The organism is Pseudomonas sp. LB3P93 (assembly GCF_054898025.1).
Genome location: NZ_CM142713.1, coordinates 24,486 through 51,000, shown reverse-complemented (window position 1 = coordinate 51,000; position 26,515 = coordinate 24,486). Strand labels below are relative to the sequence as shown.

General features: G+C 56.7%; 20 protein-coding genes, 2 tRNA genes, 4 rRNA genes and 1 pseudogene. 14 read left to right on the top strand and 13 right to left on the bottom strand.

Annotation, left to right across the window (positions count from 1 at the left end; translation table 11 throughout):
* Positions 1 to 25: 25 nt before the first annotated feature.
* Positions 26 to 1,906 (bottom strand): methyl-accepting chemotaxis protein, encoded by a 1,881-nt coding sequence (locus ACYZT8_RS00275; protein WP_461978287.1) that lies wholly within the window; start codon positions 1,904 to 1,906, stop codon positions 26 to 28.
* 377 nt (positions 1,907 to 2,283) lie between these two features.
* Here ACYZT8_RS00275 and ACYZT8_RS00270 point away from each other — a divergent pair.
* A pseudogene (locus ACYZT8_RS00270) lies at positions 2,284 to 2,453 on the top strand (sigma factor-like helix-turn-helix DNA-binding protein); the annotation flags it as partial.
* The gene (locus tag ACYZT8_RS00265; protein WP_461978285.1) at positions 2,453 to 3,466 is read left to right on the top strand and encodes a FecR domain-containing protein; all 1,014 of its coding nucleotides are present in this window, start codon (positions 2,453 to 2,455) and stop codon (positions 3,464 to 3,466) included. The pseudogene ACYZT8_RS00270 and the gene ACYZT8_RS00265, both read left to right, overlap by 1 nt.
* A gap of 132 nt (positions 3,467 to 3,598) precedes the next feature.
* Here the strand turns inward: ACYZT8_RS00265 and rrf (ACYZT8_RS00260) are convergent.
* The 8 genes from rrf (ACYZT8_RS00260) to ACYZT8_RS00225 all read right to left on the bottom strand — a co-directional run bounded on the left by rrf (ACYZT8_RS00260) (position 3,599) and on the right by ACYZT8_RS00225 (position 12,107).
* Positions 3,599 to 3,714: ribosomal RNA gene (gene rrf, locus ACYZT8_RS00260) — 5S ribosomal RNA — on the bottom strand.
* Between the two features lie 105 nt (positions 3,715 to 3,819).
* Positions 3,820 to 3,935, bottom strand: a 5S ribosomal RNA gene (rrf, locus tag ACYZT8_RS00255).
* Between the two features lie 159 nt (positions 3,936 to 4,094).
* Positions 4,095 to 6,986, bottom strand: a 23S ribosomal RNA gene (locus tag ACYZT8_RS00250).
* 239 nt (positions 6,987 to 7,225) lie between these two features.
* Positions 7,226 to 7,301: transfer RNA gene (locus ACYZT8_RS00245), tRNA-Ala, on the bottom strand.
* 9 nt (positions 7,302 to 7,310) lie between these two features.
* Positions 7,311 to 7,387 (bottom strand) — tRNA-Ile (locus ACYZT8_RS00240).
* Between the two features lie 123 nt (positions 7,388 to 7,510).
* Positions 7,511 to 9,049, bottom strand: a 16S ribosomal RNA gene (locus ACYZT8_RS00235).
* Together the 16S, 23S and 5S rRNA genes with 2 tRNA genes alongside form the textbook arrangement of a ribosomal RNA operon.
* Positions 9,050 to 9,691: 642 nt before the next feature.
* Positions 9,692 to 10,912, bottom strand: coding sequence for a CaiB/BaiF CoA transferase family protein (locus ACYZT8_RS00230; protein WP_461978283.1), 1,221 nt, complete (start codon positions 10,910 to 10,912; stop codon positions 9,692 to 9,694).
* Between the two features lie 13 nt (positions 10,913 to 10,925).
* Complete coding sequence (locus ACYZT8_RS00225; RefSeq protein WP_010465741.1) at positions 10,926 to 12,107, bottom strand: acyl-CoA dehydrogenase; 1,182 nt, start codon at positions 12,105 to 12,107, stop codon at positions 10,926 to 10,928.
* Positions 12,108 to 12,264: 157 nt separating this feature from the next.
* Here ACYZT8_RS00225 and ACYZT8_RS00220 point away from each other — a divergent pair, with 157 nt between their 5' ends.
* The 11 genes from ACYZT8_RS00220 (at position 12,265) to ACYZT8_RS00170 (ending at position 22,368) form a co-directional block, all read left to right on the top strand.
* Complete coding sequence (locus tag ACYZT8_RS00220; RefSeq protein ID WP_461978281.1) at positions 12,265 to 13,164, top strand: LysR family transcriptional regulator; 900 nt, start codon at positions 12,265 to 12,267, stop codon at positions 13,162 to 13,164.
* A 435-nt stretch (positions 13,165 to 13,599) separates the two neighbouring features.
* The gene (locus ACYZT8_RS00215; RefSeq protein ID WP_461978279.1) at positions 13,600 to 14,721 is read left to right on the top strand and encodes a Re/Si-specific NAD(P)(+) transhydrogenase subunit alpha; all 1,122 of its coding nucleotides are present in this window, start codon (positions 13,600 to 13,602) and stop codon (positions 14,719 to 14,721) included.
* Positions 14,722 to 14,736: 15 nt separating this feature from the next.
* Positions 14,737 to 15,060, top strand: a complete 324-nt coding sequence (locus tag ACYZT8_RS00210; RefSeq protein ID WP_007947884.1) for an NAD(P) transhydrogenase subunit alpha part 2 — start codon at positions 14,737 to 14,739, stop codon at positions 15,058 to 15,060.
* Positions 15,060 to 16,496 (top strand): NAD(P)(+) transhydrogenase (Re/Si-specific) subunit beta, encoded by a 1,437-nt coding sequence (locus tag ACYZT8_RS00205; RefSeq protein ID WP_461978277.1) that lies wholly within the window; start codon positions 15,060 to 15,062, stop codon positions 16,494 to 16,496. The genes ACYZT8_RS00210 and ACYZT8_RS00205 overlap by 1 nt, the downstream gene beginning before the upstream one ends.
* A gap of 180 nt (positions 16,497 to 16,676) precedes the next feature.
* Positions 16,677 to 18,170: an acetyl-CoA hydrolase/transferase family protein gene (locus ACYZT8_RS00200; RefSeq protein WP_461978275.1), complete on the top strand. Its 1,494-nt coding sequence runs from the start codon at positions 16,677 to 16,679 to the stop codon at positions 18,168 to 18,170.
* 382 nt (positions 18,171 to 18,552) lie between these two features.
* Positions 18,553 to 18,705, top strand: coding sequence for a DUF1127 domain-containing protein (locus ACYZT8_RS00195; protein ID WP_370694728.1), 153 nt, complete (start codon positions 18,553 to 18,555; stop codon positions 18,703 to 18,705).
* Between the two features lie 259 nt (positions 18,706 to 18,964).
* Positions 18,965 to 19,174 carry a DUF1127 domain-containing protein gene (locus ACYZT8_RS00190; RefSeq protein ID WP_461978273.1) on the top strand — a complete coding sequence of 70 codons (210 nt, stop codon included), beginning with the start codon at positions 18,965 to 18,967 and terminating at the stop codon, positions 19,172 to 19,174.
* A 144-nt stretch (positions 19,175 to 19,318) separates the two neighbouring features.
* Positions 19,319 to 19,636 (top strand): DUF2388 domain-containing protein, encoded by a 318-nt coding sequence (locus ACYZT8_RS00185; RefSeq protein WP_010465729.1) that lies wholly within the window; start codon positions 19,319 to 19,321, stop codon positions 19,634 to 19,636.
* A 107-nt stretch (positions 19,637 to 19,743) separates the two neighbouring features.
* Positions 19,744 to 20,061, top strand: a complete 318-nt coding sequence (locus tag ACYZT8_RS00180) for a DUF2388 domain-containing protein (protein ID WP_461978271.1) — start codon at positions 19,744 to 19,746, stop codon at positions 20,059 to 20,061.
* 28 nt (positions 20,062 to 20,089) lie between these two features.
* Entirely contained in the window at positions 20,090 to 20,410 is a 321-nt protein-coding gene (locus ACYZT8_RS00175; protein WP_094469762.1) for a DUF2388 domain-containing protein, read from the top strand.
* On the top strand, positions 20,407 to 22,368 hold the full coding sequence (locus tag ACYZT8_RS00170) for a DUF7844 domain-containing protein (protein WP_461978269.1): 1,962 nt from the start codon (positions 20,407 to 20,409) through the stop codon (positions 22,366 to 22,368). Before ACYZT8_RS00175 ends, ACYZT8_RS00170 begins: the two co-directional genes overlap by 4 nt.
* 54 nt (positions 22,369 to 22,422) lie before the next feature.
* Here the strand turns inward: ACYZT8_RS00170 and ACYZT8_RS00165 are convergent, their stop codons facing one another.
* The 3 genes from ACYZT8_RS00165 to trpB all read right to left on the bottom strand — a co-directional run bounded on the left by ACYZT8_RS00165 (position 22,423) and on the right by trpB (position 25,031).
* Positions 22,423 to 22,878 (bottom strand): anti-virulence regulator CigR family protein, encoded by a 456-nt coding sequence (locus ACYZT8_RS00165; RefSeq protein ID WP_461978267.1) that lies wholly within the window; start codon positions 22,876 to 22,878, stop codon positions 22,423 to 22,425.
* Between the two features lie 120 nt (positions 22,879 to 22,998).
* Entirely contained in the window at positions 22,999 to 23,811 is an 813-nt protein-coding gene (gene trpA, locus ACYZT8_RS00160) for a tryptophan synthase subunit alpha (RefSeq protein WP_461978265.1), read from the bottom strand.
* Complete coding sequence (trpB, locus tag ACYZT8_RS00155; protein WP_461956505.1) at positions 23,811 to 25,031, bottom strand: tryptophan synthase subunit beta; 1,221 nt, start codon at positions 25,029 to 25,031, stop codon at positions 23,811 to 23,813. The genes trpA and trpB overlap by 1 nt, the downstream gene beginning before the upstream one ends.
* A 112-nt stretch (positions 25,032 to 25,143) precedes the next feature.
* On the opposite strand from trpB, the gene ACYZT8_RS00150 reads away from it, so the two are divergent.
* Positions 25,144 to 26,037 (top strand): LysR family transcriptional regulator, encoded by an 894-nt coding sequence (locus ACYZT8_RS00150; protein ID WP_461978263.1) that lies wholly within the window; start codon positions 25,144 to 25,146, stop codon positions 26,035 to 26,037.
* Here the strand turns inward: ACYZT8_RS00150 and ACYZT8_RS00145 are convergent.
* Positions 26,034 to 26,360: an ElaB/YgaM/YqjD family protein gene (locus ACYZT8_RS00145; protein ID WP_010465712.1), complete on the bottom strand. Its 327-nt coding sequence runs from the start codon at positions 26,358 to 26,360 to the stop codon at positions 26,034 to 26,036. The two genes, ACYZT8_RS00150 and ACYZT8_RS00145, sit on opposite strands and share 4 nt — an antisense overlap.
* Positions 26,361 to 26,515 lie beyond the last annotated feature (155 nt).

The following is a 26,515-nucleotide window of genomic DNA, read 5'->3' as shown; positions in this document are numbered from 1 at the left end:
TGCCCGCGATTGACCCTTAACGTGATCAGATCTTGAAGCTACCCACCAACTGCTTCAACCGGTTCGCCTGCAACGACAGCGCATCGCAATCCTTCAACGTTTCATTGAGGTTGGCCACGCTTTGCTGGTTCAGCAAGTTGATCTGGTTGACGTCGACGTTGAGGGTTTCCACCACGGCGGTCTGCTCTTCCGTGGCCGCGGCCACCGACTGGTTCATGCCGTCGATTTCGCCGATACGCTGGGTCACGCTGACCAGCCGCAGGCCCGCCTGGTTTGCCACTTCGACAGTCTCTTCGCTGGAGACCTGACTGGCGTTCATGGTCGTCACTGCTTCGCGAGAACCGATCTGCAGCGAGGTGATCATCTTGTGGATCTCTTCCGCCGATTCCTGCGTACGATGCGCTAGGTTGCGCACTTCGTCCGCCACCACCGCAAAACCGCGGCCGGCTTCACCGGCACGCGCCGCTTCGATGGCGGCGTTGAGCGCGAGCAAGTTGGTCTGCTGAGAGATGCCTTTGATCACATCGAGAATATGCCCGATGTTGTCAGTGCTGGCGTTCAGGGTTTCGATCTGGGTGCAGGACAGGCTGATTTTCTGCGACAGCTCGGTCATGGCCAGGATGGTTTTCTCCACCACCTGACGACCGTCGTCCGCCTGTTCGCTCGCGCCGCTGGCGTGCTGCGAAGCATCGGCGGCATTGCGGGCGATTTCCTGAGTAGCGGCGCCCAGTTGGTTGATCGCCGCCGCCACGCTGTTGGTGCGCGCGCTTTGTTCGTCGGAACCGACGATCGATGCGTTGGACGATGCCATCACGCGCTGCGACAAATCGTGGACCTGACGGGTCGCCGAGGACACTTCGGAAATCGACGCGTGAATCCGCTCCACGAACTGGTTGAACGAACCGCCCAACTCGCCGAACTCATCTTTGCTTTCCACGGCCAGACGACGGGTCAGGTCGCCTTCGCCCTGGGCAATGTCCTGCATCGCTCGGCCCATGGTGGTCAGCGGACGCATCAGCACGTTGATCAGCAAACTCAGTAGTACCGCAATAACGCTGACGGCGATGAACATGGCGATCAGTGCCGAAGTACGGAATTGACTCAGTGGCGCGTAGGCTTTGTCCTTGTCGATCGACAGACCGATGTACCACTCGGCATTCGGCAAACCGCTCACCGGGGTGAACGAGAGGATGCGGTCCTGCTTGTTCAGGGTGACGTCCTGATTGCCCTTCTCGATGCGCACGCCCGAGTTTGGATAAATGTCCTTCAGGTTTTTCATCACCTGATCTTTGTCCGGACTGACGATCACTTGACCGTCGGCGCTGACGAGGAACGCGTGGCCGATGCCACCGAAGTCCACCGAATTGATGATCTTCACCAGGGTTTCCAGGCTCAGGTCACCGCCGACCACGCCCAGCAATTCGCCGTCCTTCTTCACCGGCATCGCGATGGTCACCACCAAACCACCGATGGCGGCCATGTAGGGCGGCGTCAGCATGGTCTTGTCGGCAGCCACAGCTTGCTTGTACCAAGGACGCTGACGCGGATCGTAACCGTCCGGCATCTTCGCGTCGGGGCGTTGCGTGAACACGCCATTGGCCTGGCCAACGTAGGTGAACTGGAAGTTCGAGGTGAAGGCCGGTTGATCAACCAGTCCTGGCAAGTCTGCGTTTGCGCCTTGATGAGCGACGTTCTGTGCGAGGTTTTCCAGGACCAGCACACGGCCGCTCATCCAGTTCTGCACGCTGCTGGCGGTCAGATCGCCGGCTTGCTGGACGGAGGATTCGAGATTTTGCCGGATGGTGTTTCGCTGCAGATAGTCGTTGTACAAAGTGAACAACGCAAAAGCCAGCACCACGACGCCAGAGGCGGCCAGAAGGATTTTATGGCTGAATTTGAGATTCATTTCATGGGACTTCTTATGCAAAAAGTGGGGATGCGTTCCAGGTGCAACATTCCATGTAACAGCGCAGGCGGCATTCTTCGTCCGCTCTACTTTGGTGCACGCATGTCTCACCAGTCTGTCGGCACAAGTCGGAGAAATCTTAGGGGTTTGTAAGAAATGCCCGGCATTCCCGCCGAACGGCATGCTAGAGCGGTCGAATAGTATTTTTGTGATGACGGTTGTTCGACCGGCAGTTGCAAATTCAGTAACCCTTGATAACAATGCGACTAATTATCATTTGTGACGTTCGGGCTGTCGCGTTCATGTACTCACCTGGGTTTGCCGTTCAGACGCTTTACAGTAGCCATCACGGTTGGCTTAACGCGTGGCTACGCGATCGCATGCTTGAAGGCCTGAAGCCGAGAGTACGTCAGGCATTTTTGTTGGCTCAGTGCGAAGGGCTTACTCACAAGCAGATTGCCGAGCAGATGGGCTTGTCCCTGAGTCGGTGGAACGTTATGTCGCTGATGCGCTGTATCACTGCTATGTCTTGCGGTATGAAGCGTGATGTCTGTGGATAACTCGTCACTTCACCGACGCGGTGAACCTCAGCAGAAGGTGGTCAAACAGGCCATCAATTGGCTGCTGCGGCTGCGCAACAATGCGGCCAATCCAAGGTTGCGCCAGCAATGCGATGTCTGGCGCGCTGAGCATTTTGAACACGAATTGGCGTGGCGGCGTGTGCAGTCCCTGCAGCACGAGTTGAACAGCAATCTGCGCGCGGTGCCCGGTGCTCAAGTTGCTTTCAACACGCTGGAAAACAGCGCCCAGGGATTGGGACGACGACAAGCTCTGAAGTTGCTGTCGGGCGCATTGCTGATGGGTTCTGTGGCATGGCTGGGCAAGGATGCGGTGGGTTGGCAACAATGGACCGCCGACTTCGCCACCGCCATGGGTGAGCGACGTGGTTTCCAATTGCCCGACGGCACCCGCCTTGAGCTCAACACTGCCAGCGCGGTGGATCTCGATTACACCGCGCAGCAACGGCTGATCAAACTGACGCGCGGCGAGATCATCGTGACCTGCGGCGGGAGCGACGAAGCGTCTTCATTTGACCGACCGTTGCGGGTACACAGTCGGCATGGCGTGTATGAAGGTGTGGGTGCGCGGTTCATCCTGCGTCAGGAGGATGACTGCACACGACTCAGTGTCACCAGCGGCATGGTCGCGATTCATTCGCCACGGGCCGCCGACGGTGAGCCGATTCGGGTACAGGCCGGACAGAGTTATTTGATCGATCACCACCAGGCGAAACTGGCTGCACCGCTGGATATGGATGCCGGTGCATGGGTCGATGGCCTGATCGTCACTCGCAACATGCGCCTGGGGGATTTTCTCAATGAAGTCGCACGCTACCGGCACGGTTATCTGGCGTGCTCAGCGGACATTGCCGACTTGCGGCTGTCGGGAGTCTTCCGTTTGGAGAGCACCGATAAGCTGCTGGCCATCCTCCCGCAAACCCTGCCGGTGCAGTTGCGCTACCGCACTCGCTGGTGGGTGACGCTGGAGCGGCAAGGCTGAATTATTGTTGGACGTTGGTGGCTCGCAGAAGCAGTAAGGCGCGCAAAGAGTAGTCTGGAGTGAAGCTTTTAGGACGACCCCAGAAAGACAAAACCCCTGTCTGCGTTAGCAGACAGGGGTTTCGGAATTCAATCTTGACGATGACCTACTCTCACATGGGGAAACCCCACACTACCATCGGCGATGCATCGTTTCACTGCTGAGTTCGGGATGGGATCAGGTGGTTCCAATGCTCTATGGTCGTCAAGAAATTCTGTGACCAGCCCGTTACAGCCGTAACGTGCCAGCAAAATTGGTGACTTCTACTAAAACAAAACCCCAACTGCTTGCGCAATTGGGGTTTCGGAATTCAATCTTGACGATGACCTACTCTCACATGGGGAAACCCCACACTACCATCGGCGATGCATCGTTTCACTGCTGAGTTCGGGATGGGATCAGGTGGTTCCAATGCTCTATGGTCGTCAAGAAATTCGGGTACTGAGTCGTGACCTGTTGGTCTCGCTTCAGCAAATTGGGTATGTGACAGCTTTCGGTGTTTTGCGAGTATCTCGAACTTTCGGTTCGTTTCGTCTTCACACACCGCAATCTGATGCTCTTTCGAGTAGTCAAATTGCTTGGGTGTTATATGGTCAAGCCTCACGGGCAATTAGTATTGGTTAGCTCAACGCCTCACAGCGCTTACACACCCAACCTATCAACGTCGTAGTCTTCGACGGCCCTTCAGGGGACTCAAGGTCCCAGTGAGATCTCATCTTGAGGCTAGTTTCCCGCTTAGATGCTTTCAGCGGTTATCTATTCCGAACATAGCTACCCGGCAATGCCACTGGCGTGACAACCGGAACACCAGAGGTTCGTCCACTCCGGTCCTCTCGTACTAGGAGCAGCCCCTCTCAAATCTCAAACGTCCACGGCAGATAGGGACCGAACTGTCTCACGACGTTCTAAACCCAGCTCGCGTACCACTTTAAATGGCGAACAGCCATACCCTTGGGACCGGCTTCAGCCCCAGGATGTGATGAGCCGACATCGAGGTGCCAAACACCGCCGTCGATATGAACTCTTGGGCGGTATCAGCCTGTTATCCCCGGAGTACCTTTTATCCGTTGAGCGATGGCCCTTCCATACAGAACCACCGGATCACTAAGACCTACTTTCGTACCTGCTCGACGTGTCTGTCTCGCAGTCAAGCGCGCTTTTGCCTTTATACTCTACGACCGATTTCCGACCGGTCTGAGCGCACCTTCGTACTCCTCCGTTACTCTTTAGGAGGAGACCGCCCCAGTCAAACTACCCACCATACACTGTCCTCGATCCGGATAACGGACCTGAGTTAGAACCTCAAAGTTGCCAGGGTGGTATTTCAAGGTTGGCTCCACGCGAACTGGCGTCCACGCTTCAAAGCCTCCCACCTATCCTACACAAGCAAATTCAAAGTCCAGTGCAAAGCTATAGTAAAGGTTCACGGGGTCTTTCCGTCTAGCCGCGGATACACTGCATCTTCACAGCGATTTCAATTTCACTGAGTCTCGGGTGGAGACAGCGCCGCCATCGTTACGCCATTCGTGCAGGTCGGAACTTACCCGACAAGGAATTTCGCTACCTTAGGACCGTTATAGTTACGGCCGCCGTTTACCGGGGCTTCGATCAAGAGCTTCGCGTTAGCTAACCCCATCAATTAACCTTCCGGCACCGGGCAGGCGTCACACCCTATACGTCCACTTTCGTGTTTGCAGAGTGCTGTGTTTTTAATAAACAGTCGCAGCGGCCTGGTATCTTCGACCGGCATGGGCTTACGCAGTAAATGCTTCACCCTCACCGGCGCACCTTCTCCCGAAGTTACGGTGCCATTTTGCCTAGTTCCTTCACCCGAGTTCTCTCAAGCGCCTTGGTATTCTCTACCCAACCACCTGTGTCGGTTTGGGGTACGGTTCCTGGTTACCTGAAGCTTAGAAGCTTTTCTTGGAAGCATGGCATCAACCACTTCGTGTTCTAAAAGAACACTCGTCATCAGCTCTCGGCCTTAGAATCCCGGATTTACCTAAGATTCCAGCCTACCACCTTAAACTTGGACAACCAACGCCAAGCTGGCCTAGCCTTCTCCGTCCCTCCATCGCAATAACCAGAAGTACAGGAATATTAACCTGTTTTCCATCGACTACGCTTTTCAGCCTCGCCTTAGGGACCGACTAACCCTGCGTCGATTAACGTTGCGCAGGAAACCTTGGTCTTTCGGCGTGGGTGTTTTTCACACCCATTGTCGTTACTCATGTCAGCATTCGCACTTCTGATACCTCCAGCAAGCTTCTCAACTCACCTTCACAGGCTTACAGAACGCTCCTCTACCGCATCACCTAAGTGATACCCGTAGCTTCGGTGTATGGTTTGAGCCCCGTTACATCTTCCGCGCAGGCCGACTCGACTAGTGAGCTATTACGCTTTCTTTAAAGGGTGGCTGCTTCTAAGCCAACCTCCTAGCTGTCTAAGCCTTCCCACATCGTTTCCCACTTAACCATAACTTTGGGACCTTAGCTGACGGTCTGGGTTGTTTCCCTTTTCACGACGGACGTTAGCACCCGCCGTGTGTCTCCCATGCTCGGCACTTGTAGGTATTCGGAGTTTGCATCGGTTTGGTAAGTCGGGATGACCCCCTAGCCGAAACAGTGCTCTACCCCCTACAGTGATACATGAGGCGCTACCTAAATAGCTTTCGAGGAGAACCAGCTATCTCCGAGCTTGATTAGCCTTTCACTCCGATCCACAGGTCATCCGCTAACTTTTCAACGGTAGTCGGTTCGGTCCTCCAGTTAGTGTTACCCAACCTTCAACCTGCCCATGGATAGATCGCCCGGTTTCGGGTCTATTCCCAGCGACTAGACGCCCTATTAAGACTCGCTTTCGCTACGCCTCCCCTATTCGGTTAAGCTCGCCACTGAAAATAAGTCGCTGACCCATTATACAAAAGGTACGCAGTCACCCAACAAAGTGGGCTCCCACTGCTTGTACGCATACGGTTTCAGGATCTATTTCACTCCCCTCTCCGGGGTTCTTTTCGCCTTTCCCTCACGGTACTAGTTCACTATCGGTCAGTCAGTAGTATTTAGCCTTGGAGGATGGTCCCCCCATATTCAGACAAAGTTTCTCGTGCTCCGTCCTACTCGATTTCATGACTAAGAGATTTTCGCGTACAGGGCTATCACCCACTATGGCCGCACTTTCCAGAGCGTTCCGCTAATCTCAAAGCCACTTAAGGGCTAGTCCCCGTTCGCTCGCCACTACTAAGGGAATCTCGGTTGATTTCTTTTCCTCAGGGTACTTAGATGTTTCAGTTCCCCTGGTTCGCCTCTTAAGCCTATGTATTCAGCTTAAGATAACCATCTTATGATGGCTGGGTTCCCCCATTCAGACATCTCCGGATCAAAGTCTGTTTGCCGACTCCCCGAAGCTTTTCGCAGGCTACCACGTCTTTCATCGCCTCTGACTGCCAAGGCATCCACCGTATGCGCTTCTTCACTTGACCATATAACCCCAAGCAATCTGGTTATACTGTGAAGACGACATTCGCCGAAAATTCGATAATACTCAATTAAGAGCAACTCACAAATTTTACCTTAGCCTGATCCGTTACCAGTGAAAGTAACGTTCAGTCTATCTTTCTATCACATACCCAAATTTTTAAAGAACGATCTAATCAAAGACTAGAAATCAATATTCACTTCAGAATATTCATTTCTAAACTCTAACAGCAGAAGCAGTTAATGGTGGAGCCAAACGGGATCGAACCGTTGACCTCCTGCGTGCAAGGCAGGCGCTCTCCCAGCTGAGCTATGGCCCCATACAAAATTGGTGGGTCTGGGCAGATTCGAACTGCCGACCTCACCCTTATCAGGGGTGCGCTCTAACCAACTGAGCTACAGACCCAATTTCGAGCGCGTAACTGTTAGCGTTGAGCTATCAGCTTGGAGCTTAAAGCTGCTTCTATCGTCTTCTTCAATGAATCAAGCAATTCGTGTGGGAACTTATGGAGCAGCTGATGTCGTCGATTAAGGAGGTGATCCAGCCGCAGGTTCCCCTACGGCTACCTTGTTACGACTTCACCCCAGTCATGAATCACACCGTGGTAACCGTCCTCCCGAAGGTTAGACTAGCTACTTCTGGTGCAACCCACTCCCATGGTGTGACGGGCGGTGTGTACAAGGCCCGGGAACGTATTCACCGCGACATTCTGATTCGCGATTACTAGCGATTCCGACTTCACGCAGTCGAGTTGCAGACTGCGATCCGGACTACGATCGGTTTTCTGGGATTAGCTCCACCTCGCGGCTTGGCAACCCTCTGTACCGACCATTGTAGCACGTGTGTAGCCCAGGCCGTAAGGGCCATGATGACTTGACGTCATCCCCACCTTCCTCCGGTTTGTCACCGGCAGTCTCCTTAGAGTGCCCACCATGACGTGCTGGTAACTAAGGACAAGGGTTGCGCTCGTTACGGGACTTAACCCAACATCTCACGACACGAGCTGACGACAGCCATGCAGCACCTGTCTCAATGTTCCCGAAGGCACCAATCCATCTCTGGAAAGTTCATTGGATGTCAAGGCCTGGTAAGGTTCTTCGCGTTGCTTCGAATTAAACCACATGCTCCACCGCTTGTGCGGGCCCCCGTCAATTCATTTGAGTTTTAACCTTGCGGCCGTACTCCCCAGGCGGTCAACTTAATGCGTTAGCTGCGCCACTAAGAGCTCAAGGCTCCCAACGGCTAGTTGACATCGTTTACGGCGTGGACTACCAGGGTATCTAATCCTGTTTGCTCCCCACGCTTTCGCACCTCAGTGTCAGTATCAGTCCAGGTGGTCGCCTTCGCCACTGGTGTTCCTTCCTATATCTACGCATTTCACCGCTACACAGGAAATTCCACCACCCTCTACCATACTCTAGCTTGTCAGTTTTGAATGCAGTTCCCAGGTTGAGCCCGGGGATTTCACATCCAACTTAACAAACCACCTACGCGCGCTTTACGCCCAGTAATTCCGATTAACGCTTGCACCCTCTGTATTACCGCGGCTGCTGGCACAGAGTTAGCCGGTGCTTATTCTGTCGGTAACGTCAAAACAGCAAAGTATTAATTTACTGCCCTTCCTCCCAACTTAAAGTGCTTTACAATCCGAAGACCTTCTTCACACACGCGGCATGGCTGGATCAGGCTTTCGCCCATTGTCCAATATTCCCCACTGCTGCCTCCCGTAGGAGTCTGGACCGTGTCTCAGTTCCAGTGTGACTGATCATCCTCTCAGACCAGTTACGGATCGTCGCCTTGGTGAGCCATTACCTCACCAACTAGCTAATCCGACCTAGGCTCATCTGATAGCGCAAGGCCCGAAGGTCCCCTGCTTTCTCCCGTAGGACGTATGCGGTATTAGCGTCCGTTTCCGAGCGTTATCCCCCACTACCAGGCAGATTCCTAGGCATTACTCACCCGTCCGCCGCTCGCCACCAGGTACAAGTACCCGTGCTGCCGCTCGACTTGCATGTGTTAGGCCTGCCGCCAGCGTTCAATCTGAGCCATGATCAAACTCTTCAGTTCAAACATCTTTGGGTTTTTAAGAAACCCTAAACTTGGCTCAGCAATCGTTGGTTACATCTTTGATTTCTCGCGGAGTAACTTGTGATGCTGATAATCTTGTTGACTATCAGTCTGACTCCACAAGCACCCACACGAATTGCTTGATTCAGTTGTTAAAGAGCGGTTGGTTAAGATCTTTCGTCTCAACCGAGGCGCGCATTCTACAGCAGCCTCTGTTGCTGTCAAGTGGTTATTTTCAGAAGTTTTCAAAGTTTCCTTTGCAACTTCAACCACTTGCGCTTCCGATCTCTCGTTAGCGGGATGCGAATTCTACAGCGTTACTCGCTGCTGTCAACACCTCTTTTTCTCCGCTTTCGACCGAGAAGATCGAACCGTCAATCAAGCCCTACAACCCCGCTTGATCAACTCCTTCTGGGCTTCGATGACCTGAAGCAACTCGCTGCCGAAAACTGCGTAACTCTTTGTTTATCAAGGAGTTTTCCGTTTCGACTGCGCCGGAAGTGGGGCGAATTATAGACTTCCAGAATCTGCCGTCAACCCCTAATTTAGCCTTTCTATCAATAACTTGCAGAAAGCCGGAAAACAGACCGATTCCCTTCTATATAGGAGAGCAAAACCACTCCTTCTATATAGAAGAAGTCGTCAGAGCACCCCCGCCACTTTGAAAGCGGCGACCGCATCGGCGTCCAGACCCAATACACGCTGAAGAACCTCCAGCGTGTGCTCACCCAGTAACGGAGGCGCATTACGATATTCCACCGGCGTCTCCGACAGGCGAATAGGGCTCGCTACCTGCGGCACCATCCCGGCCAGCACATGGGGCAGCTCGATAGCCAACCCACGCGCCTTGACCTGAGGATCGGCAAACATCTGGGCCAAGTCATTGATAGGTCCACATGGCACACCTGCCTGCTCCAGCTGCAGCACCCATTCAGCCGTAGTCTTGAAGACCGTCGCCTGACGGATCAGCGGAATCAACACCGCACGATTCGCAACACGCAGTTTGTTAGTCGCGAAACGCGGGTCATCCGCCCACTGAGGCTGCCCAGCCACCTCCGCAAATTTGCGGAATTGCCCGTCATTACCCACGGTGAGGATGAAGTCGCCATCCGCCGTAGGAAAATCCTGATAGGGCACGATGTTCGGATGAGCATTACCCAGGCGCTTGGGCGCATTGCCCGTAGTCAGATAGTTCATCGCCTGGTTGGCCAGGCACGCCACTTGAACATCCAGCAACGCCATGTCGATATGCTGACCGCCACCGTCATGATCCCTATGAGCCAGCGCTGCAAGAATCGCCACTGTCGAATAGAGCCCGGTCAGGATGTCTGTCAGTGCCACACCGACTTTCACTGGCCCTGCCCCCTCATCGCCTTCAGGCCGACCCGTCAGGCTCATCAGCCCACCCAAGCCCTGGATCATGAAGTCATAACCCGCACGTTTGGCATAAGGCCCGGTCTGACCAAACCCGGTAATCGAGCAATAAATCAAATTCGGGTTGATAGCCTTAAGCGATTCGTAGTCCAGCCCATAGGCTGCCAGGCCACCGACCTTGAAGTTCTCGATCAGGATGTCCGACTTGGCCGCCAAGTCACGCACCAGCTTTTGCCCCTCCGGACGCGTGAAGTCGATGGTCACCGATTGCTTGTTGCGATTGGCCGACAAGTAATAGGCGGCCTCGCTGGTGTTCTCGCCATAGGCGTCTTTCAGGAAGGGAGGCCCCCAGGCGCGCGTATCGTCGCCATTGCCCGGGCGCTCAACCTTGATCACTTCGGCGCCAAGGTCCGCAAGGATCTGCCCGGCCCAAGGCCCGGCCAGCACCCGCGATAAATCCAGTACCCGTAGATGCGAAAGCGCGCCCATGGACGTTCTCCTATTAATAGAACGCCTGGATGCCGGTCTGCGCGCGACCGAGGATCAGTGCGTGGACGTCATGCGTACCTTCATAGGTATTCACCACTTCCAGGTTGACCAGGTGGCGAGCAACCCCGAACTCATCGGAAATACCGTTGCCACCCAACATGTCACGCGCCATGCGCGCGATGTCCAGAGACTTGCCGCAGGAGTTGCGCTTCATCATCGAGGTGATCTCGACTGCCGCAGTGCCTTCATCTTTCATACGACCAAGACGCAGGCAGCCTTGCAGCGCGAGGGTAATTTCGGTCTGCATGTCGGCCAGTTTTTTCTGGATCAGCTGAGTAGCGGCCAATGGGCGACCGAACTGCTGACGGTCCAGGGTGTACTGGCGAGCGGTGTGCCAGCAGAATTCGGCAGCGCCCAGGGCGCCCCAGGAAATGCCGTAACGTGCGGAGTTGAGGCAAGTAAAAGGGCCTTTCAAACCGCGGACATCAGGGAAAATGTTCTCTTCAGGGACAAACACGTTGTCCATGACGATCTCGCCAGTGATCGACGCACGCAGGCCAACCTTGCCGTGGATAGCCGGAGCGCTCAGGCCTTTCCAGCCTTTCTCCAGAACGAAACCACGAATGTCGCCTGCATCATCCTTACCCCAAACCACGAACACATCGGCGATCGGGCTATTGGTGATCCACATCTTGCTGCCGGTCAGGCTGTAGCCGCCTTCGACTTTGCGTGCACGAGTAATCATCGCACCCGGGTCGGAGCCGTGGTTAGGCTCTGTCAGACCGAAGCAACCAATCCACTCGCCCGAGGCCAACTTCGGCAGGTACTTCTGCTTCTGGGCTTCAGTGCCGAATTCATTGATCGGCACCATGACCAGCGAGGACTGCACACTCATCATCGAGCGATAGCCGGAGTCGACGCGCTCGACCTCACGAGCGATCAGGCCGTAGCTGACGTAGTTCAGGCCGCTGCCACCGTACTGCTCGGGGATGGTCGCACCCAACAGGCCCACTTCGCCCATCTCGCGGAAGATCGCCGGATCAGTCTTTTCATGGCGGAAAGCTTCAAGAACACGCGGTGCAAGCTTCTGCTGAGCGAATTGCTCGGCAGTGTCGCGGATCATGCGTTCTTCTTCGGTGAGCTGTTGATCCAGCAGCAGGGGATCGATCCAGTTGAAGCTAGCTTTACCGCCCATGAGTGTGTCCTCTCGAATCGGGTCAAATAACGTGGACTGATCCTAGGCCGGGTTCGGCGATACAGCAAACGAGGATTTTGCATACTGTTGTGCTAATTTCTCACTCCGTAACGTCGCGAGATAGCCTATATGCGATGTATTAGTGAGGTTGGAGTACATGCGCCGGAAAATCCCTAGCACCACCGCCCTGATCAGCTTTGAAGCGGCAGCGCGCCACGAAAGCTTTACCAAAGCGGCGCAGGAGCTTTCGCTCACCCAAGGCGCCATTTGCCGACAAATCGCTAGCCTGGAGGAGTTCCTCAGCGTCGAACTGTTCCGACGCTCGCGGCGCGGGGTGAAGCTGACGGAAGCCGGACTTTCCTACAGCCGCCGCGTAGCCACCCAACTCGACGCGGTGGAGCGGGACACCTTGTCAGTGATGGGGCAACAAGGCGCCAACGTGATCGAACTGGCCGTCGTGCCAACCTTTGGCACCCAATGGCTGCTGCCACGGCTCAAGGACTTCCAGCACAAACACCCGGAAGTGACGGTCAACCTCACCAACCGCACACGCCCCTTCCTGTTTGCCGACACCGACTTCGATGCCGCGATCTATTTCGGTGATGCGGATTGGTCGGGTACTGAATCCCACAGACTGATGGGCGAAAATCCGATGCCGGTTTGCAGCCCTACGCTACTTGGCAAAAAAACCAACCTGAGTCCCGATCAAATCGCCGAATTGCCCCTGCTGCAACAGACCACGCGGCCTTATGCCTGGCGCCAATGGTTCAACTCCCAGCACCTTAATGTGCCGCGAGACATGACAGGACCGCGCTACGAGCTATTCTCCATGCTTGCCCAAGCGGCGATGCACGACATGGGGATTGCGCTGATACCGCCATTCCTGATTCAACGCGAACTGGCTGAGAAACGCTTGGTGATAGCCAACCCCCAAGCACTGTCGAGCATCAAGGCCTATTACCTGATGATTCCAGAGCGAAAGGTCGAATCGGCCTCCTTACGGGCCTTTCGCGATTGGCTGGTCACCCAGGCTCAAAGCTACAGCCTAGAAGGATAAAGGCTTACACCCATTAACTGACCCCGTAGTCAGCAAAACCAAAGCCCTACAGATGTACGTATTTGTCGCATATTCGCAGACTGTATCGATAAGCAGTACAAACGTCCCACAAGTGCCTGCCGACGTGGCTTTGAGCCTCTATTCATCAGCAATGACACCTCATTCACCGTGCCGATGTGTAAATTCTTGAATTTCGGCCAGAATCCTTACAAGGCACGGCCTGCAAGGGATTGAGCCGGTCGGTTGCGACATTCGGTCACGGGGTGACTTGTAGTTAATTTTCCGTCACCCGTCATAATCCCTTGAAGGGCACAAAGTTCGCCTGCAAAATGCCGCGCCCCGCCCAGATTTGGCGGGATCGTGCTGATCGGCCGCCCCAGCCGCACCATCCGAAGTGCCTGGGTTTACTCAATAAGATCACGCAGGAGATTTGACGTGCACATTGGTGTTCCTCTCGAAACCCAGACGGGTGAAACCCGGGTTGCTGCAACCCCGGAAACCATCAAAAAGCTGATCGGCCAGGGTCACAAGGTCACTGTGCAAAGCGGCGCCGGCATTAACGCCAGCGTTGTCGACAGTGCCTATGAAGCGGCAGGCGCAATGATTGGCAGCGCCAACGATGCGTTTGGTGCCGAGCTGATTCTCAAGGTGGTCGCCCCCAGCGACAGCGAACTGACGCTGATCAAGAGCGGCACCGTTGTGGTGGGCATGCTCAACCCGTTCAGCAATGAAACCATTGCCAAGCTGGCTGAGTGCGGCATTACAGCGTTCGCACTGGAGGCCGCGCCGCGCACCTCCCGCGCTCAAAGCCTGGATGTGCTGTCCTCCCAAGCCAACATCGCCGGCTATAAAGCCGTGTTGCTGGCCGCTCACCACTACCCTCGTTTCATGCCAATGCTGATGACGGCTGCGGGCACCGTGAAAGCGGCGCGCGTGCTGATTCTGGGTGCCGGTGTTGCGGGCTTGCAGGCGATCGCCACGGCGAAACGTCTGGGTGCAGTGATCGAAGCGTCCGACGTGCGTCCTGCGGTAAAAGAGCAAATCGAATCCCTCGGCGCCAAGTTCGTCGACGTGCCGTACGAAACCGATGAAGAGCGTGAATGCGCTGTCGGTGTCGGCGGTTACGCCCGGCCAATGCCCGCCAGCTGGATGCAACGTCAGGCCCTGGCCGTGCACGAACGTGCCAAGCAGGCTGACATTGTCATCACCACCGCACTGATCCCGGGCCGCAAGGCACCGACGCTGCTGAGCGCAGAAACCGTGGCGCAGATGAAGCCAGGTTCGGTGGTCATCGACCTCGCGGCAGCCCAGGGCGGCAACTGCCCGCTCACCGTGGCCGACCAGGTCGTGATCGAGAATGGCGTGACCATTTGCGGCCCGACCAACCTGGCCGGCGCAGTCGCGGCAGACGCTTCGGCCCTGTACGCACGCAACCTGCTGGACTTCCTCAAGCTGGTCTTCAACAAAGAAGGCCAGTTCGAGATCAACCTCGAAGACGACATCGTCGCCGCGTGCCTCATGTGCCGCGACGGCCAAGTCATCCGCAAAAACGCCTAAGCAGGGATTCAGACGATGGAAGAGCTTATCTCCCCCGGTATCTACAACCTGATCATCTTCGTGCTGGCGATTTATGTCGGTTATCACGTGGTCTGGAACGTTACGCCTGCGCTGCACACGCCTCTGATGGCGGTTACCAACGCGATCTCAGCGATCGTCATCGTTGGCGCCATGCTCGCCGCGGCTTTGACCGTGACGCCACTAGGCAAGACCATGGGCACCCTGGCGGTGGCTCTGGCGGCAGTGAACGTGTTTGGTGGCTTCCTGGTGACCCGCAGGATGCTTGAGATGTTCAAGAAAAAAGCCCCGAAAGTCGTAAAAGAAGAGGCGCCGAAGTAATGAGCATGAATCTTGTAACGACGCTCTACTTGATCGCGTCTATCTGCTTTATCCAGGCCCTCAAAGGCTTGTCCCACCCGACAACCTCCCGACGCGGCAACGTGTACGGCATGCTCGGCATGGCGCTGGCGATCCTCACCACCGTGGGCCTCATCTATAAGCTGGGCGCTGAGCTGGCAACCGCCGGTATCGGTTACGTCATCGTCGGTCTTCTGGTCGGAGGCACTGCCGGTTCGATCATGGCCAAGCGCGTTGAAATGACCAAGATGCCGGAACTGGTCGCCTTCATGCACAGCATGATCGGTATGGCTGCAGTGTTCATCGCGATCGCGGCTGTCGTTGAGCCGCAATCGCTGGGCATCGTCAAACAGCTGGGTGATTCGATTCCTGCCGGTAACCGCCTGGAGCTGTTCCTCGGCGCAGCCATCGGTGCAATCACCTTCTCCGGTTCGGTGATCGCGTTCGGCAAGTTGTCGGGCAAGTACAAGTTCCGCCTGTTTCAGGGCGCACCGGTACAGTTCGGTGGCCAGCACAAGATGAACCTTGTACTGGGCCTGGCAACACTGGCGCTGGGCATCACCTTCATGCTGACCGGCAACCTCAGCGCCTTCGCGTTGATGCTGGCTCTGGCCTTCGTGCTGGGTGTGCTGATCATCATCCCGATCGGCGGTGCAGACATGCCGGTGGTTGTATCGATGCTCAACAGCTACTCCGGCTGGGCAGCCGCAGGTATCGGCTTCTCGCTGAACAACTCGATGCTGATCATTGCCGGTTCGCTGGTGGGTTCGTCCGGTGCGATCCTCTCGTATATCATGTGCAAGGCGATGAACCGCTCCTTCTTTAATGTGCTGCTCGGCGGTTTCGGCAACACGGCGGAAGCGGCTGGCCCTGCAGGTTCGAAAGAAGCCCGCCCGGTGAAGTCCGGTTCGGCTGACGACGCGACCTTCCTGCTGACCAACGCCGACACCGTGATCATCGTTCCGGGTTATGGCCTGGCGGTGGCACGCGCCCAACACTCACTGATGGAGCTGGCGGAGAAGCTAACTCACCGGGGAGTCAACGTGAAGTTTGCGATCCACCCGGTCGCCGGCCGGATGCCAGGGCACATGAACGTCCTGCTGGCCGAAGCCGAAGTGCCTTACGAGCAGGTGTTCGAGATGGATGACATCAACTCCGAGTTCGGCCAGGCCGACGTGGTGCTGGTGCTCGGCGCCAACGACGTGGTCAACCCGGCGGCGAAGAACGATCCGAAATCGCCGATTGCCGGCATGCCGATCCTGGAGGCTTATAAAGCCAAGACCGTGATCGTCAACAAGCGCTCGATGGCCAGCGGCTATGCCGGTCTGGACAACGAACTGTTCTACCTGGACAAAACCATGATGGTCTTCGGCGACGCCAAGAAAGTTATCGAAGACATGGTCAAAGCCATCGAGTAAAACCTGCTCCAGCGCAATACCCAAAACCTCAGCCTTTAGTAGGCTGGGGTTTTTTATTGCCCGCTAAAAACCGACCAAAGGCTCTAAATCAGGGCTCTGCATTCGACCATGGTAGCGGGAGGATTTTTTTTGAACTCACTAAACTGCACACCTTGCTTTCGTTGCCCGAGATAACAATCCATGTACCGTGATCGTATTCGCTTGCCTTCGTTGTTGGATAAGGTGATGAGCGCCGCTGATGCTGCCGCTCTGATTCAGGACGGCATGACCGTCGGCATGAGTGGTTTCACTCGCGCTGGCGAAGCCAAAGCCGTGCCTCACGCATTGGCCGAGCGCGCCAAAATCAGCCCGCTGAAAATCACGTTGATGACCGGCGCCAGCCTGGGCAACGACCTCGATAAACAGCTCACCGAAGCTGGCGTACTGTCACGACGCATGCCATTTCAGGTCGACAGCACCCTGCGCAAGGCTATTAACGCCGGCGAAGTGATGTTCATTGACCAGCACCTCTCGGAAACCGTGGAGCAATTGCGCAACCAGCAGCTCAAGCTGCCGGACATCGCCGTGATTGAAGCCGTGGCGATCACCGAGCAGGGCCACATCGTGCCGACCACTTCAGTCGGCAACTCGGCCAGCTTTGCGATTTTCGCCAAACACGTGATCGTCGAGATCAACCTGGCGCACAACCCGAACCTTGAGGGTTTGCACGACATCTATATCCCGACTTACCGCCCGACCCGCACGCCGATTCCGCTGGTCAAGGTCGACGATCGCATTGGCAGCACCGCCATCCCGATTCCGCCGGAAAAGATTGTCGCGATCGTGATCACCAATCAGTCCGACTCGCCATCCACTGTGCTGCCGCCGGACGTCGACACTCAGGCCATCGCGGATCACCTGATCGACTTCTTCAAGCAAGAAGTGGACGCAGGTCGCATGACCAACAAGCTCGGCCCGTTGCAGGCTGGTATCGGCACCATCGCCAACTCGGTGATGTGCGGCCTGATCGACTCGCCGTTCGAAGACCTGACCATGTACTCCGAAGTGCTTCAGGACTCGACCTTTGACTTGATCGACGCCGGCAAGCTGAGCTTTGCTTCAGGCAGTTCGATCACCCTGTCGAGCCGGCGCAATGCCGACGTTTTCGGCAACCTGGAGCGCTATAAGGACAAATTGGTTCTGCGGCCGCAGGAAATTTCCAATCACCCCGAGGTGGTCCGGCGCCTTGGCATCATTGCCATTAACACCGCGCTGGAATTCGACCTGTACGGCAACGTCAACTCCACCCATGTCTGCGGTACTCGGATGATGAATGGCATCGGCGGCTCCGGGGACTTTGCGCGCAATGCGCACCTGGCCATCTTCGTTACCAAATCGATCGCCAAGGCTGGCGCGATTTCCAGCGTGGTGCCGATGGTCAGCCATGTCGACCATACCGAGCATGACGTCGACATCCTTGTGACGGAGATTGGTCTGGCGGACTTGCGGGGCCTCGCACCACGTGAGCGGGCTCGGGTGATCATCGATAACTGCGTGCACCCGGATTATCGCCAGGCACTGGATGACTACTTTACGGCGGCTTGCGCATTGGGCGGACACACTCCGCATATCCTGCGCGAAGCCCTGAGCTGGCACATAAAGCTGGAAGAAACCGGGCGAATGCTGGTGGTCTGATCCAGAGAATAAACAGCTGACGCAAACACAATTGCGTCAGCTGCTCCTTGCTACATTCACTTCTGGAAAAAACTGTACTGCTGTACCGGTCATTTCCTACTGTAATTACCTACCTAGCCAAGCCAAAACATCAAAAACGCACCACATTAGTGCCGACAGGTACAGTTGCCTCAATTTAGACCAGTACACCCCCTATTAACAGTTAACTGGTCCCTCACAATACAGGTGAACTGTATCTACAGAGACTAGCCAAACGAGAGGATCATTGGCATCAGTTAAACCACTACCTAATCCCGCCACAAGCGGAAGGATGTCAACCATGGAACGTACACTCAGTTCCGACCTGTTCTTCGAAGATACCGCTGCAAAAACCCAGGCTTCCATGCCTCTTCGCGTTATTGCCAACCTGATGCTGTGGCAGCGCCGCATCTCCAGCCGCCATCAATTGGCTCGCCTGGATTCGCGTCTGCTGGCTGATGCCGGGATTAGCGAAGCACAACGCTACGAAGAGCTGAGCAAGCCGTTCTGGCGCTAACTTAGCGTCGCTGGCTCTGACCCACCGGGTCCACCGCCAGCACTCCAAATTGAAAAAACAAAGCCCGTCGTGGGAAACCACGACGGGCTTTGTCGTTTTCGGCCTTGGCCTGTGCCGATACAAAAGGAATAGCTGGCGACAGGTACAGTTCTTATAATTTTCAAATTGCATCAGTACAATTTCATGGCGGTGTATCTGTAGGTCCAGAAGTGAAGGGCTCAACATGGAAGTCCTGACTCACCGGCAAAAGGATTGCGCCATGAATAACCTACTGAATGTTTCCGCTCCCGCCCCTCCAACGAAGCCTCGATTCACCAGGCTTAAACGTTTGCTGAGAGTGCTCGCCGCCAACCTTGAGAGAGCTCGAACCCGGCGTTTGCTGGGCCAACTCAATGATCAGCAACTCTCAGACCTGGGCATCAGCCACGCGGATCGGCTCAATGAATTGGATAAACCGTTCTGGCGCTAGGGTCCTGCTTTAACAGAAGGGACTGTTCGAACCGATAAAAGCAGGCCTAATATCAAACCAGAACGTGGCGAGCGCTGTACGACAGGCGTCTGATCCAACAGCTACCTCATCACCTTTCAATCGGTTATCCAAAGGAGTTACACCATGTCCCGTCTTCGTCTGCTCAGCGCTGCAGCCCTGCTTGCCGTGGCTGCCAATTCCCACGCGACCAGCTTTATCGTGACCACGGATGCCGTTGTTGGCGCGCTGAAGTCCAGTTCCGATGCAACTTCCGATGTCACTTCATCCTTTCGCGATGACAAGATCGTGCGCGCGGCCCGTGACGATGCCGCCAGCTTCGTCGCCAGCGAAGGCGCCATTCGTGGCGTGAAACTCGAAAGCGCACTCGACCACATTCGCCATCAGGCCCCTCAGCTGAACGCCACCGATGCACAGCTGGCACAGGCCATCCTGACGATCTAAGCAACAGGTCTCATATGGGACACGACGGTCGTGTCCCAATGTTTCGGCGCTGGCTCTAAACCGGGCATTGCGCTAGCCTTTGGACTCGCTTTCGGCAATCGAGTCTCATGGGTTTTCTTTCAAAGCGGTTTTTCACTTCAGTATTTCTAGCGGCCTGCTGGTCGGGCTCGACCTATGCCTACGACGCGTTCAACCTGTCGACACAAGGCATCGTGGTTACCGGTTACGCCACCAGCATGGTGACCGCTGCCCCCTTCGACCGTAAGCTGCTAATGGCGGCACACGATGACGCTGCGGCGTTCATCGCCAGTGACGGCCAACTACGCGGAGCGCAACTGGAATCCGCGCTGGTTTACCTGCGCCGGACCCAGCCAAAACTTCATGCAAGCGACCTTGAACTGGCGCAGGCAATTCTCGTCCAATAGTTATCCTTTGTCCTTGCGGAGTCGTTCCATGCGTAGCCCTCTGATTGCTGTTGCCCTTGGCCTGCTTTTACTGGCCGATGTGACCCAGGCGCACACCCTGGTCGCCACCAGTAACATCATCATCAATGCCACCCAGCGCACGCTCGATTTTACGTCCGATACCACCACGTCGATCCGCGATTCGAAGATCATCCGTGAAGCCCACGACGATGCAGCCAGCTTCGTTGCCAGCGATGGCGATATACGTGGTGCGCACCTTGAAGCGGCCATCAACACGTTGCGCACGCGCGTGCCGGAAGCCCGGGATGCCAGTGATCAGGTGCTCGCCGAAGCCATCCTCGCACTGTGAAGTCGCCAAGTGCCTGGCTGCTGGCCGGGCTGATGTTGCTACTCTGCAACACGGCCCAGGCTGGCCTGGAATTACGGCTCAAGACCGAGGGTCTGAGCCCCGAGCAACAGCAAGCCAGCCAGGCGTTGCTCGATGAAGCCATGCAGGCGTTGCCGCCACGCTTCATCGAGCGACTGGACCGGCGCATTGATGTCGGCTGGACTGACGACATGCCGAGCAATGCCTATGGCCAAGCATCGCTGGTGTCCGAACTCGATCTGAACCGCAACCTGCTCGCCAGTCTCACGGACGGCAGCGCCGCGACAAAGAAGACCTACCGCCCCCATGGCACCGTCCGCCGCGAAATGCTCGCAACGGTGTTGCATGAACTCACCCACATTTACGACCGTTCGCGCCTGTGGCCGGACGCGGAGCGCACGCTGATCCAGCGCTGTACCCGGCGCAACAGCAGTTCAGGCCTGATCGGCATCCCGGACGAATGCCGCGGTCAATCCGACCGCCGCTTTACCTTGAGCGATGACCCGCGCCTGCTCGACCTGGCCGGCTGGCCGCAATACGTCGGTCGCCGTGGCGAACGCGAACAGCACAACCGGCAAATCGCCCGCAGCCCGGACATCTACGAAACGAGCAGCCCCAAAGAGTTCGTCGCGGTCAACATGGAGTATTTCCTCCTCGACCCCAGCTATGCCTGCCGTCGTCCTGCGCTGTATCGCTACTACAAAGAACATTTCGGCTGGGCTCCCGCCGCCAAAGACGCTTGCGGCAAGTCCTTTGCCTTCCTCAATGCCGGCAACGACTTCGCCAAACAGCCACTGGGTCAGGTCGATCCGGAACGGGTGTACGCCGTCGACTATCTGCTGGCCGAAGCCAACCAGAACTGGGTCAGCCGCTGGGGTCACAGCATGTTGCGCCTGGTGATCTGCGCGCCGGGCCGCCCACGGGGACCGGACTGTCGACTCGATCTCGACCAGCACCTGGTCTTGTCCTACCGCGCCTTTGTCGGTGACGTGCAGCTCTCTAGCTGGGATGGACTGGTGGGTAAATACCCGTCGCGGCTGTTTGTACTGCCGTTGGCCCAGGTGATCGACGAATACACCAAGACCGAACTGCGCAGCCTGGCTTCCGTGCCGCTGAAGCTGTCGCGAAACGAAATTGAAGACGTCGTGGAACACGCCGCCGAGATGCATTGGAGTTACGACGGCAATTATTATTTCCTCTCCAACAATTGCGCAGTGGAAGGCCTGAAATTGCTGCGCAGCGGCAGCAACAACGCGAAGCTGGTCGGGCTCGACAGCATCATGCCCAACGGTTTGCTGGAGGTGATGAAGGGCCGCGGGCTGGCGAATACCAGCGTGCTTGATGACCCACGCGAAGCGCTGCGCCTGGGCTATCGCTTCGACTCCTTTCGTGATCGTTATCAAGCGATGTTCGAAGTGCTGAAGAAGCACTTGCCGATCAAGCAGGAAAAAGTCGAAGACTGGCTGGCCCTGAAAGCTGAAGAGCGTCGGCAATGGTTTGATCAGGCTGACTTGCGCACCAGTGCCGCATTGCTGTTGCTGGAGCAGGCGAGCTTCCGTCAACAGTTGGTATTAGCCCAGGATGAAGTGAAACAGCGTTATCTGGGTGCTCGGGAGCTGAAGAACGGCGGCATGGACAAGGCGAACGCGACCTTGCAGCAGATTCTCGCCAACAGCGGCTTCCTCAGCCGTCCGGCGGAGCTGCTCGGCACCGGCGGGTATGGATTGCCCCAACCGAATGAATGGCAGCGCCTGGAATCGGAAAGCAACCTGCGGCAGAAGCAGCTTCAGGTGCTGACCGGCGATCTGGACAAGGAAGTCAGGGCACTGCTCGAACCGAGCCGGGCGGCCGAGATGGCCGCCAATGAAGCCAACCTGAAGCAGGTTGGCGAACATCTGCGCAAATTGCATAAAGCAGCGGGCGGACTGGAGTTGCCATAAACAAAAAGGCTTCGTGGATGATCCACGAAGCCTTCTTTTTGCCCGTACTTTAAATCAAAGCACGCCTTCCAGAATTTCATAGACGATCCCGGTGCCCACGGCGATCAGCACAATGTCGCCCCCGGCACGGCGCCATTCGTAGCCCGGGTAATACGGCAGCCGTCCCAAGGCTCGATTGTCCAGACGCTCACCGTAATAGCCGTGAGGCAACGGACGACCACGGACCAGATGAATGCCTGGAGGAGGTGGTGCACCGCGTACGAAATAGCCCTGGTTATCGTGAATAGTCTGGCGCACCGGGCCGAAGTCCCGTGGCGGAGGGCCGCCGCGATGATTGTCCTGCGGGCCACGGTGATCATCGCCATGATTGTCGCCATGGTTATCGTATTGGCTCTGCTGCGGGCCGCCGTGGTCATGATCGTCGCGCTGATCGGCGCTCGCGTGCAGCAACGGGGTGGCACTGAGCATCAGTACACCCAGGCTGGTAATCAGACGTTTCGACATTTTCATCAGGTCTTCCTCACTGCACATACAGCAAAAAGGGCTTCAGAACGTAGTCCTGAAGCCCTCGGTCTTGCTGTTTAGTCTGTGCCGCGAGGCTCTAATTCCTCTGTATCAGGAACTTTACCTTCAGCTGACGCGGGCCTTACGCACGCCTTCAGCCAACGCCGAGCAAAGACTCAGCACGCCATCAACCGCCTGTTCCGGTGTGGTGGCATTGGCGATGTGATCGATCAACGCCGAACCCACCACCACGCCATCGGCCAGACGTGCGATGGACGCCGCTTGCTCCGGTGTACGAATACCGAAACCGATGCTGATCGGCAGATCGGTGTGGCGACGCAGGCGGGCAACGGCCTCTTCAACATGCTCCAGGGTCGCCGCGCCCGCACCGGTCACACCGGCAACAGACACGTAGTAGACGAAACCTGAGCTGCCATTCAGAACGGTTGGCAGACGCACATCATCCGTCGTCGGCGTGGTCAGGCGGATGAAGTCCAGGCCGGCTGCCTGAGCCGGGTCGCACAGCTCGCCGTTATGCTCCGGCGGCAGGTCGACCACGATCAAACCGTCAACGCCGGCCTCTTTGGCGTCGGCGATGAAACGCGGCACGCCGTACATGTGGATCGGGTTGAAGTAACCCATCAGCACCAGCGGCGTCTCGGTATTGCCTTCACGGAACTCGCGAACCATTTGCAGGGTTTTCGACAGGTTCTGCTTGGCGCCCAGTGCACGGATGTTGGCCAGCTGGATGGCCGGGCCGTCAGCCATAGGGTCGGTGAAGGGCATGCCAAGCTCGATCACATCGGCGCCAGCACCGGGCAAGCCTTTGAGGATCGCCAGGGAAGTGTCATAGCTCGGGTCGCCAGCAGTGACGAAAGTCACCAGGGCGGCGCGATTCTGTTCCTTGAGTTCGGCAAAACGCGTTTGCAGGCGGCTCATCAGTGTTTCTCCTGCTTTGATTGTTCCATGTGGTGCATGACGGTTTGCATGTCTTTGTCCCCGCGACCGGACAGGTTGACCACCATCAGGTGATCTTTCGGCAGGTTCGGTGCGCGTTTGAACACTTCGGCCAGCGCGTGGGCGCTTTCCAGTGCAGGAATAATCCCTTCCAGACGGCAGCATTTGTGGAACGCATCAAGGGCTTCGTCGTCGGTCACCGAGGTGTACTGAACGCGGCCGATGTCATGCAACCAGGCGTGTTCAGGGCCGATGCCTGGATAGTCGAGGCCGGCGGAAATCGAGTGAGCGTCGATGATCTGGCCATCGTCGTCCTGCAACAGGAAGGTACGGTTGCCGTGCAGCACACCCGGAACGCCGCCGTTCAGGCTGGCGGCGTGTTTGCCGGTTTCGATACCGTAACCGGCCGCTTCCACACCAATGATTTCTACGCTTTTGTCATCGAGGAACGGGTGGAACAAGCCCATGGCGTTGGAACCGCCACCGATGCACGCCACCAGGCTGTCCGGCAGGCGACCTTCCTGGGCTTGCAGTTGATCGCGGGTTTCCTTGCCAATAACGGCCTGAAAGTCGCGAACCATGGCGGGATAAGGGTGCGGGCCTGCCACAGTGCCGATCAGGTAAAAGGTGCTGTCGACGTTGGTCACCCAGTCACGCAGCGCTTCGTTCATCGCATCTTTAAGTGTGCCGGTCCCGGCGACAACCGGGATCACTTCGGCACCCAGCAATTTCATGCGGAACACGTTGGCTTGCTGACGTTCGATGTCGGTTGTGCCCATGTAGATCACGCAATCCAGGCCGAAACGCGCTGCCACGGTAGCCGTTGCCACGCCGTGCATGCCGGCGCCGGTCTCGGCGATGATGCGTTTCTTGCCCATGCGCCGCGCCAGCAAAATCTGGCCGATGCAATTGTTGATCTTGTGCGCGCCGGTGTGGTTCAGCTCTTCGCGCTTCAGATAAATCTTCGCGCCGCCGCAAAATTCAGTCAGGCGTTCAGCGAAATACAGTGGGCTTGGACGTCCGACGTAGTCACGCTGGAAGTAGGCCAATTCTTCTTTGAACGCCGGATCTTCCTTGGCCAATTCGTATTCACGGGCCAGGTCGAGGATCAATGGCATCAAGGTTTCCGCAACGTAGCGGCCGCCGAACGAGCCAAACAGGCCGTTGGCGTCGGGGCCGTTGCGCAGATTAGTCTGGGTCATGGGTCGCTCCAGTGGGATTCGTGAGATGACAATGACGGTTACTCTACCCCTGACGCCCCAGCCTGAAAACCGATAAGATCGCCACAACCTGTCAGGAAAACTCACAGATCCCATGAGCCACGACCTTCCCCCGCTGAACGCCCTTCGCGCCTTCGAAGCCACGGCCCGGCTGAACAGCGTCAGTCAGGCTGCCGAACAGCTACACGTCACCCATGGCGCGGTCAGTCGGCAGCTAAAGGTGCTTGAAGAACACTTGGGCGTGAGCCTGTTCATCAAGGATGGACGCGGCCTGAAACTCACAGATTCCGGCGTCCGATTGCGCGATGCCAGCGCTGAGGCCTTTGACCGTCTGCGCACTGTTTGTGCGGAGCTGACCCAAAGCACCGCCGACGCGCCGTTTGTACTGGGTTGCTCGGGAAGTTTGCTGGCGCGCTGGTTTATTCCACGCCTGGGACGGTTGAATGCGGATCTGCCGGACCTGCGCCTGCACCTTTCAGCCGGAGAAGGCGATCTCGATCCGCGACGGCCGGGGCTCGATGCCTTGTTGGTGTTCGCCGAGCCGCCATGGCCAGCGGACATGCAAGTCTATGAGTTGGCCAGCGAGCGTATCGGCCCGGTGATGAGCCCACGTTTCGCGGGTTACGAAAGCCTGCAAGGCGCACCGGCTACAGCGCTATTGAATGAGCCATTGCTGCACACCACCTCGCGCCCACAAGCCTGGCCGAGCTGGGCACAGCAAAGTGGCCTCGACGCCAAGGCGTTGAAGTACGGTCAGGGTTTCGAGCATTTGTATTATTTGCTGGAGGCAGCAGTGGCGGGCCTGGGGGTGGCGATTGCACCTGAGCCATTGGTGGCGGAGGACTTGAAGGCCGGTCGCCTGGTTGCGCCTTGGGGATTCAGTGAAACCCCGGCGCAACTGGCGTTGTGGCTACCCAAGCGCGCCGCGGACGGGCGCGCTCGGCAGTTGGCGCAGTGGCTCAAGGCTGAGCTGCGCCAGACAGATTAGTCGCCGCGTTTGAACAGCAGGTACGCCGCGAGCAGACCCAGCGCACCCACAGCGACGCCCGCTGTAGTCCAAGGGTGTTCCTGGGCGTAGTCCCGAGTGGCAATCCCGGTTTCGCGGGTTTTGACTTTGACTTCTTCATACGCATCGCTGAGCAGATGGCGCGAATGCTTCAGCGCGTTCTCGGCGTTGCCTTTCAATGCTTTCAGGGTTTTACGCGACTCGTCCGAGGCGTCGTCCTTCAGGTTTTCCAAAGATTTCAGCAGACTCTCGATCTCGGCTTCCATGCTTTGCAATGAGGCTTTACGTAAAGAGGTGTTGGCCATGGTGGCTCTCCTTCATTGATGATGAGTAGCGTGTGTTGGTTGGGACTTCAAGGGTTCGAGAAAGTGCAGTAAATCTGAACTTCTGCATCGCATGAGCCGACAGAAGTAATACGAAAAATCACTGCTAGGCTGTATTTCACACCCTGAGGAGAACG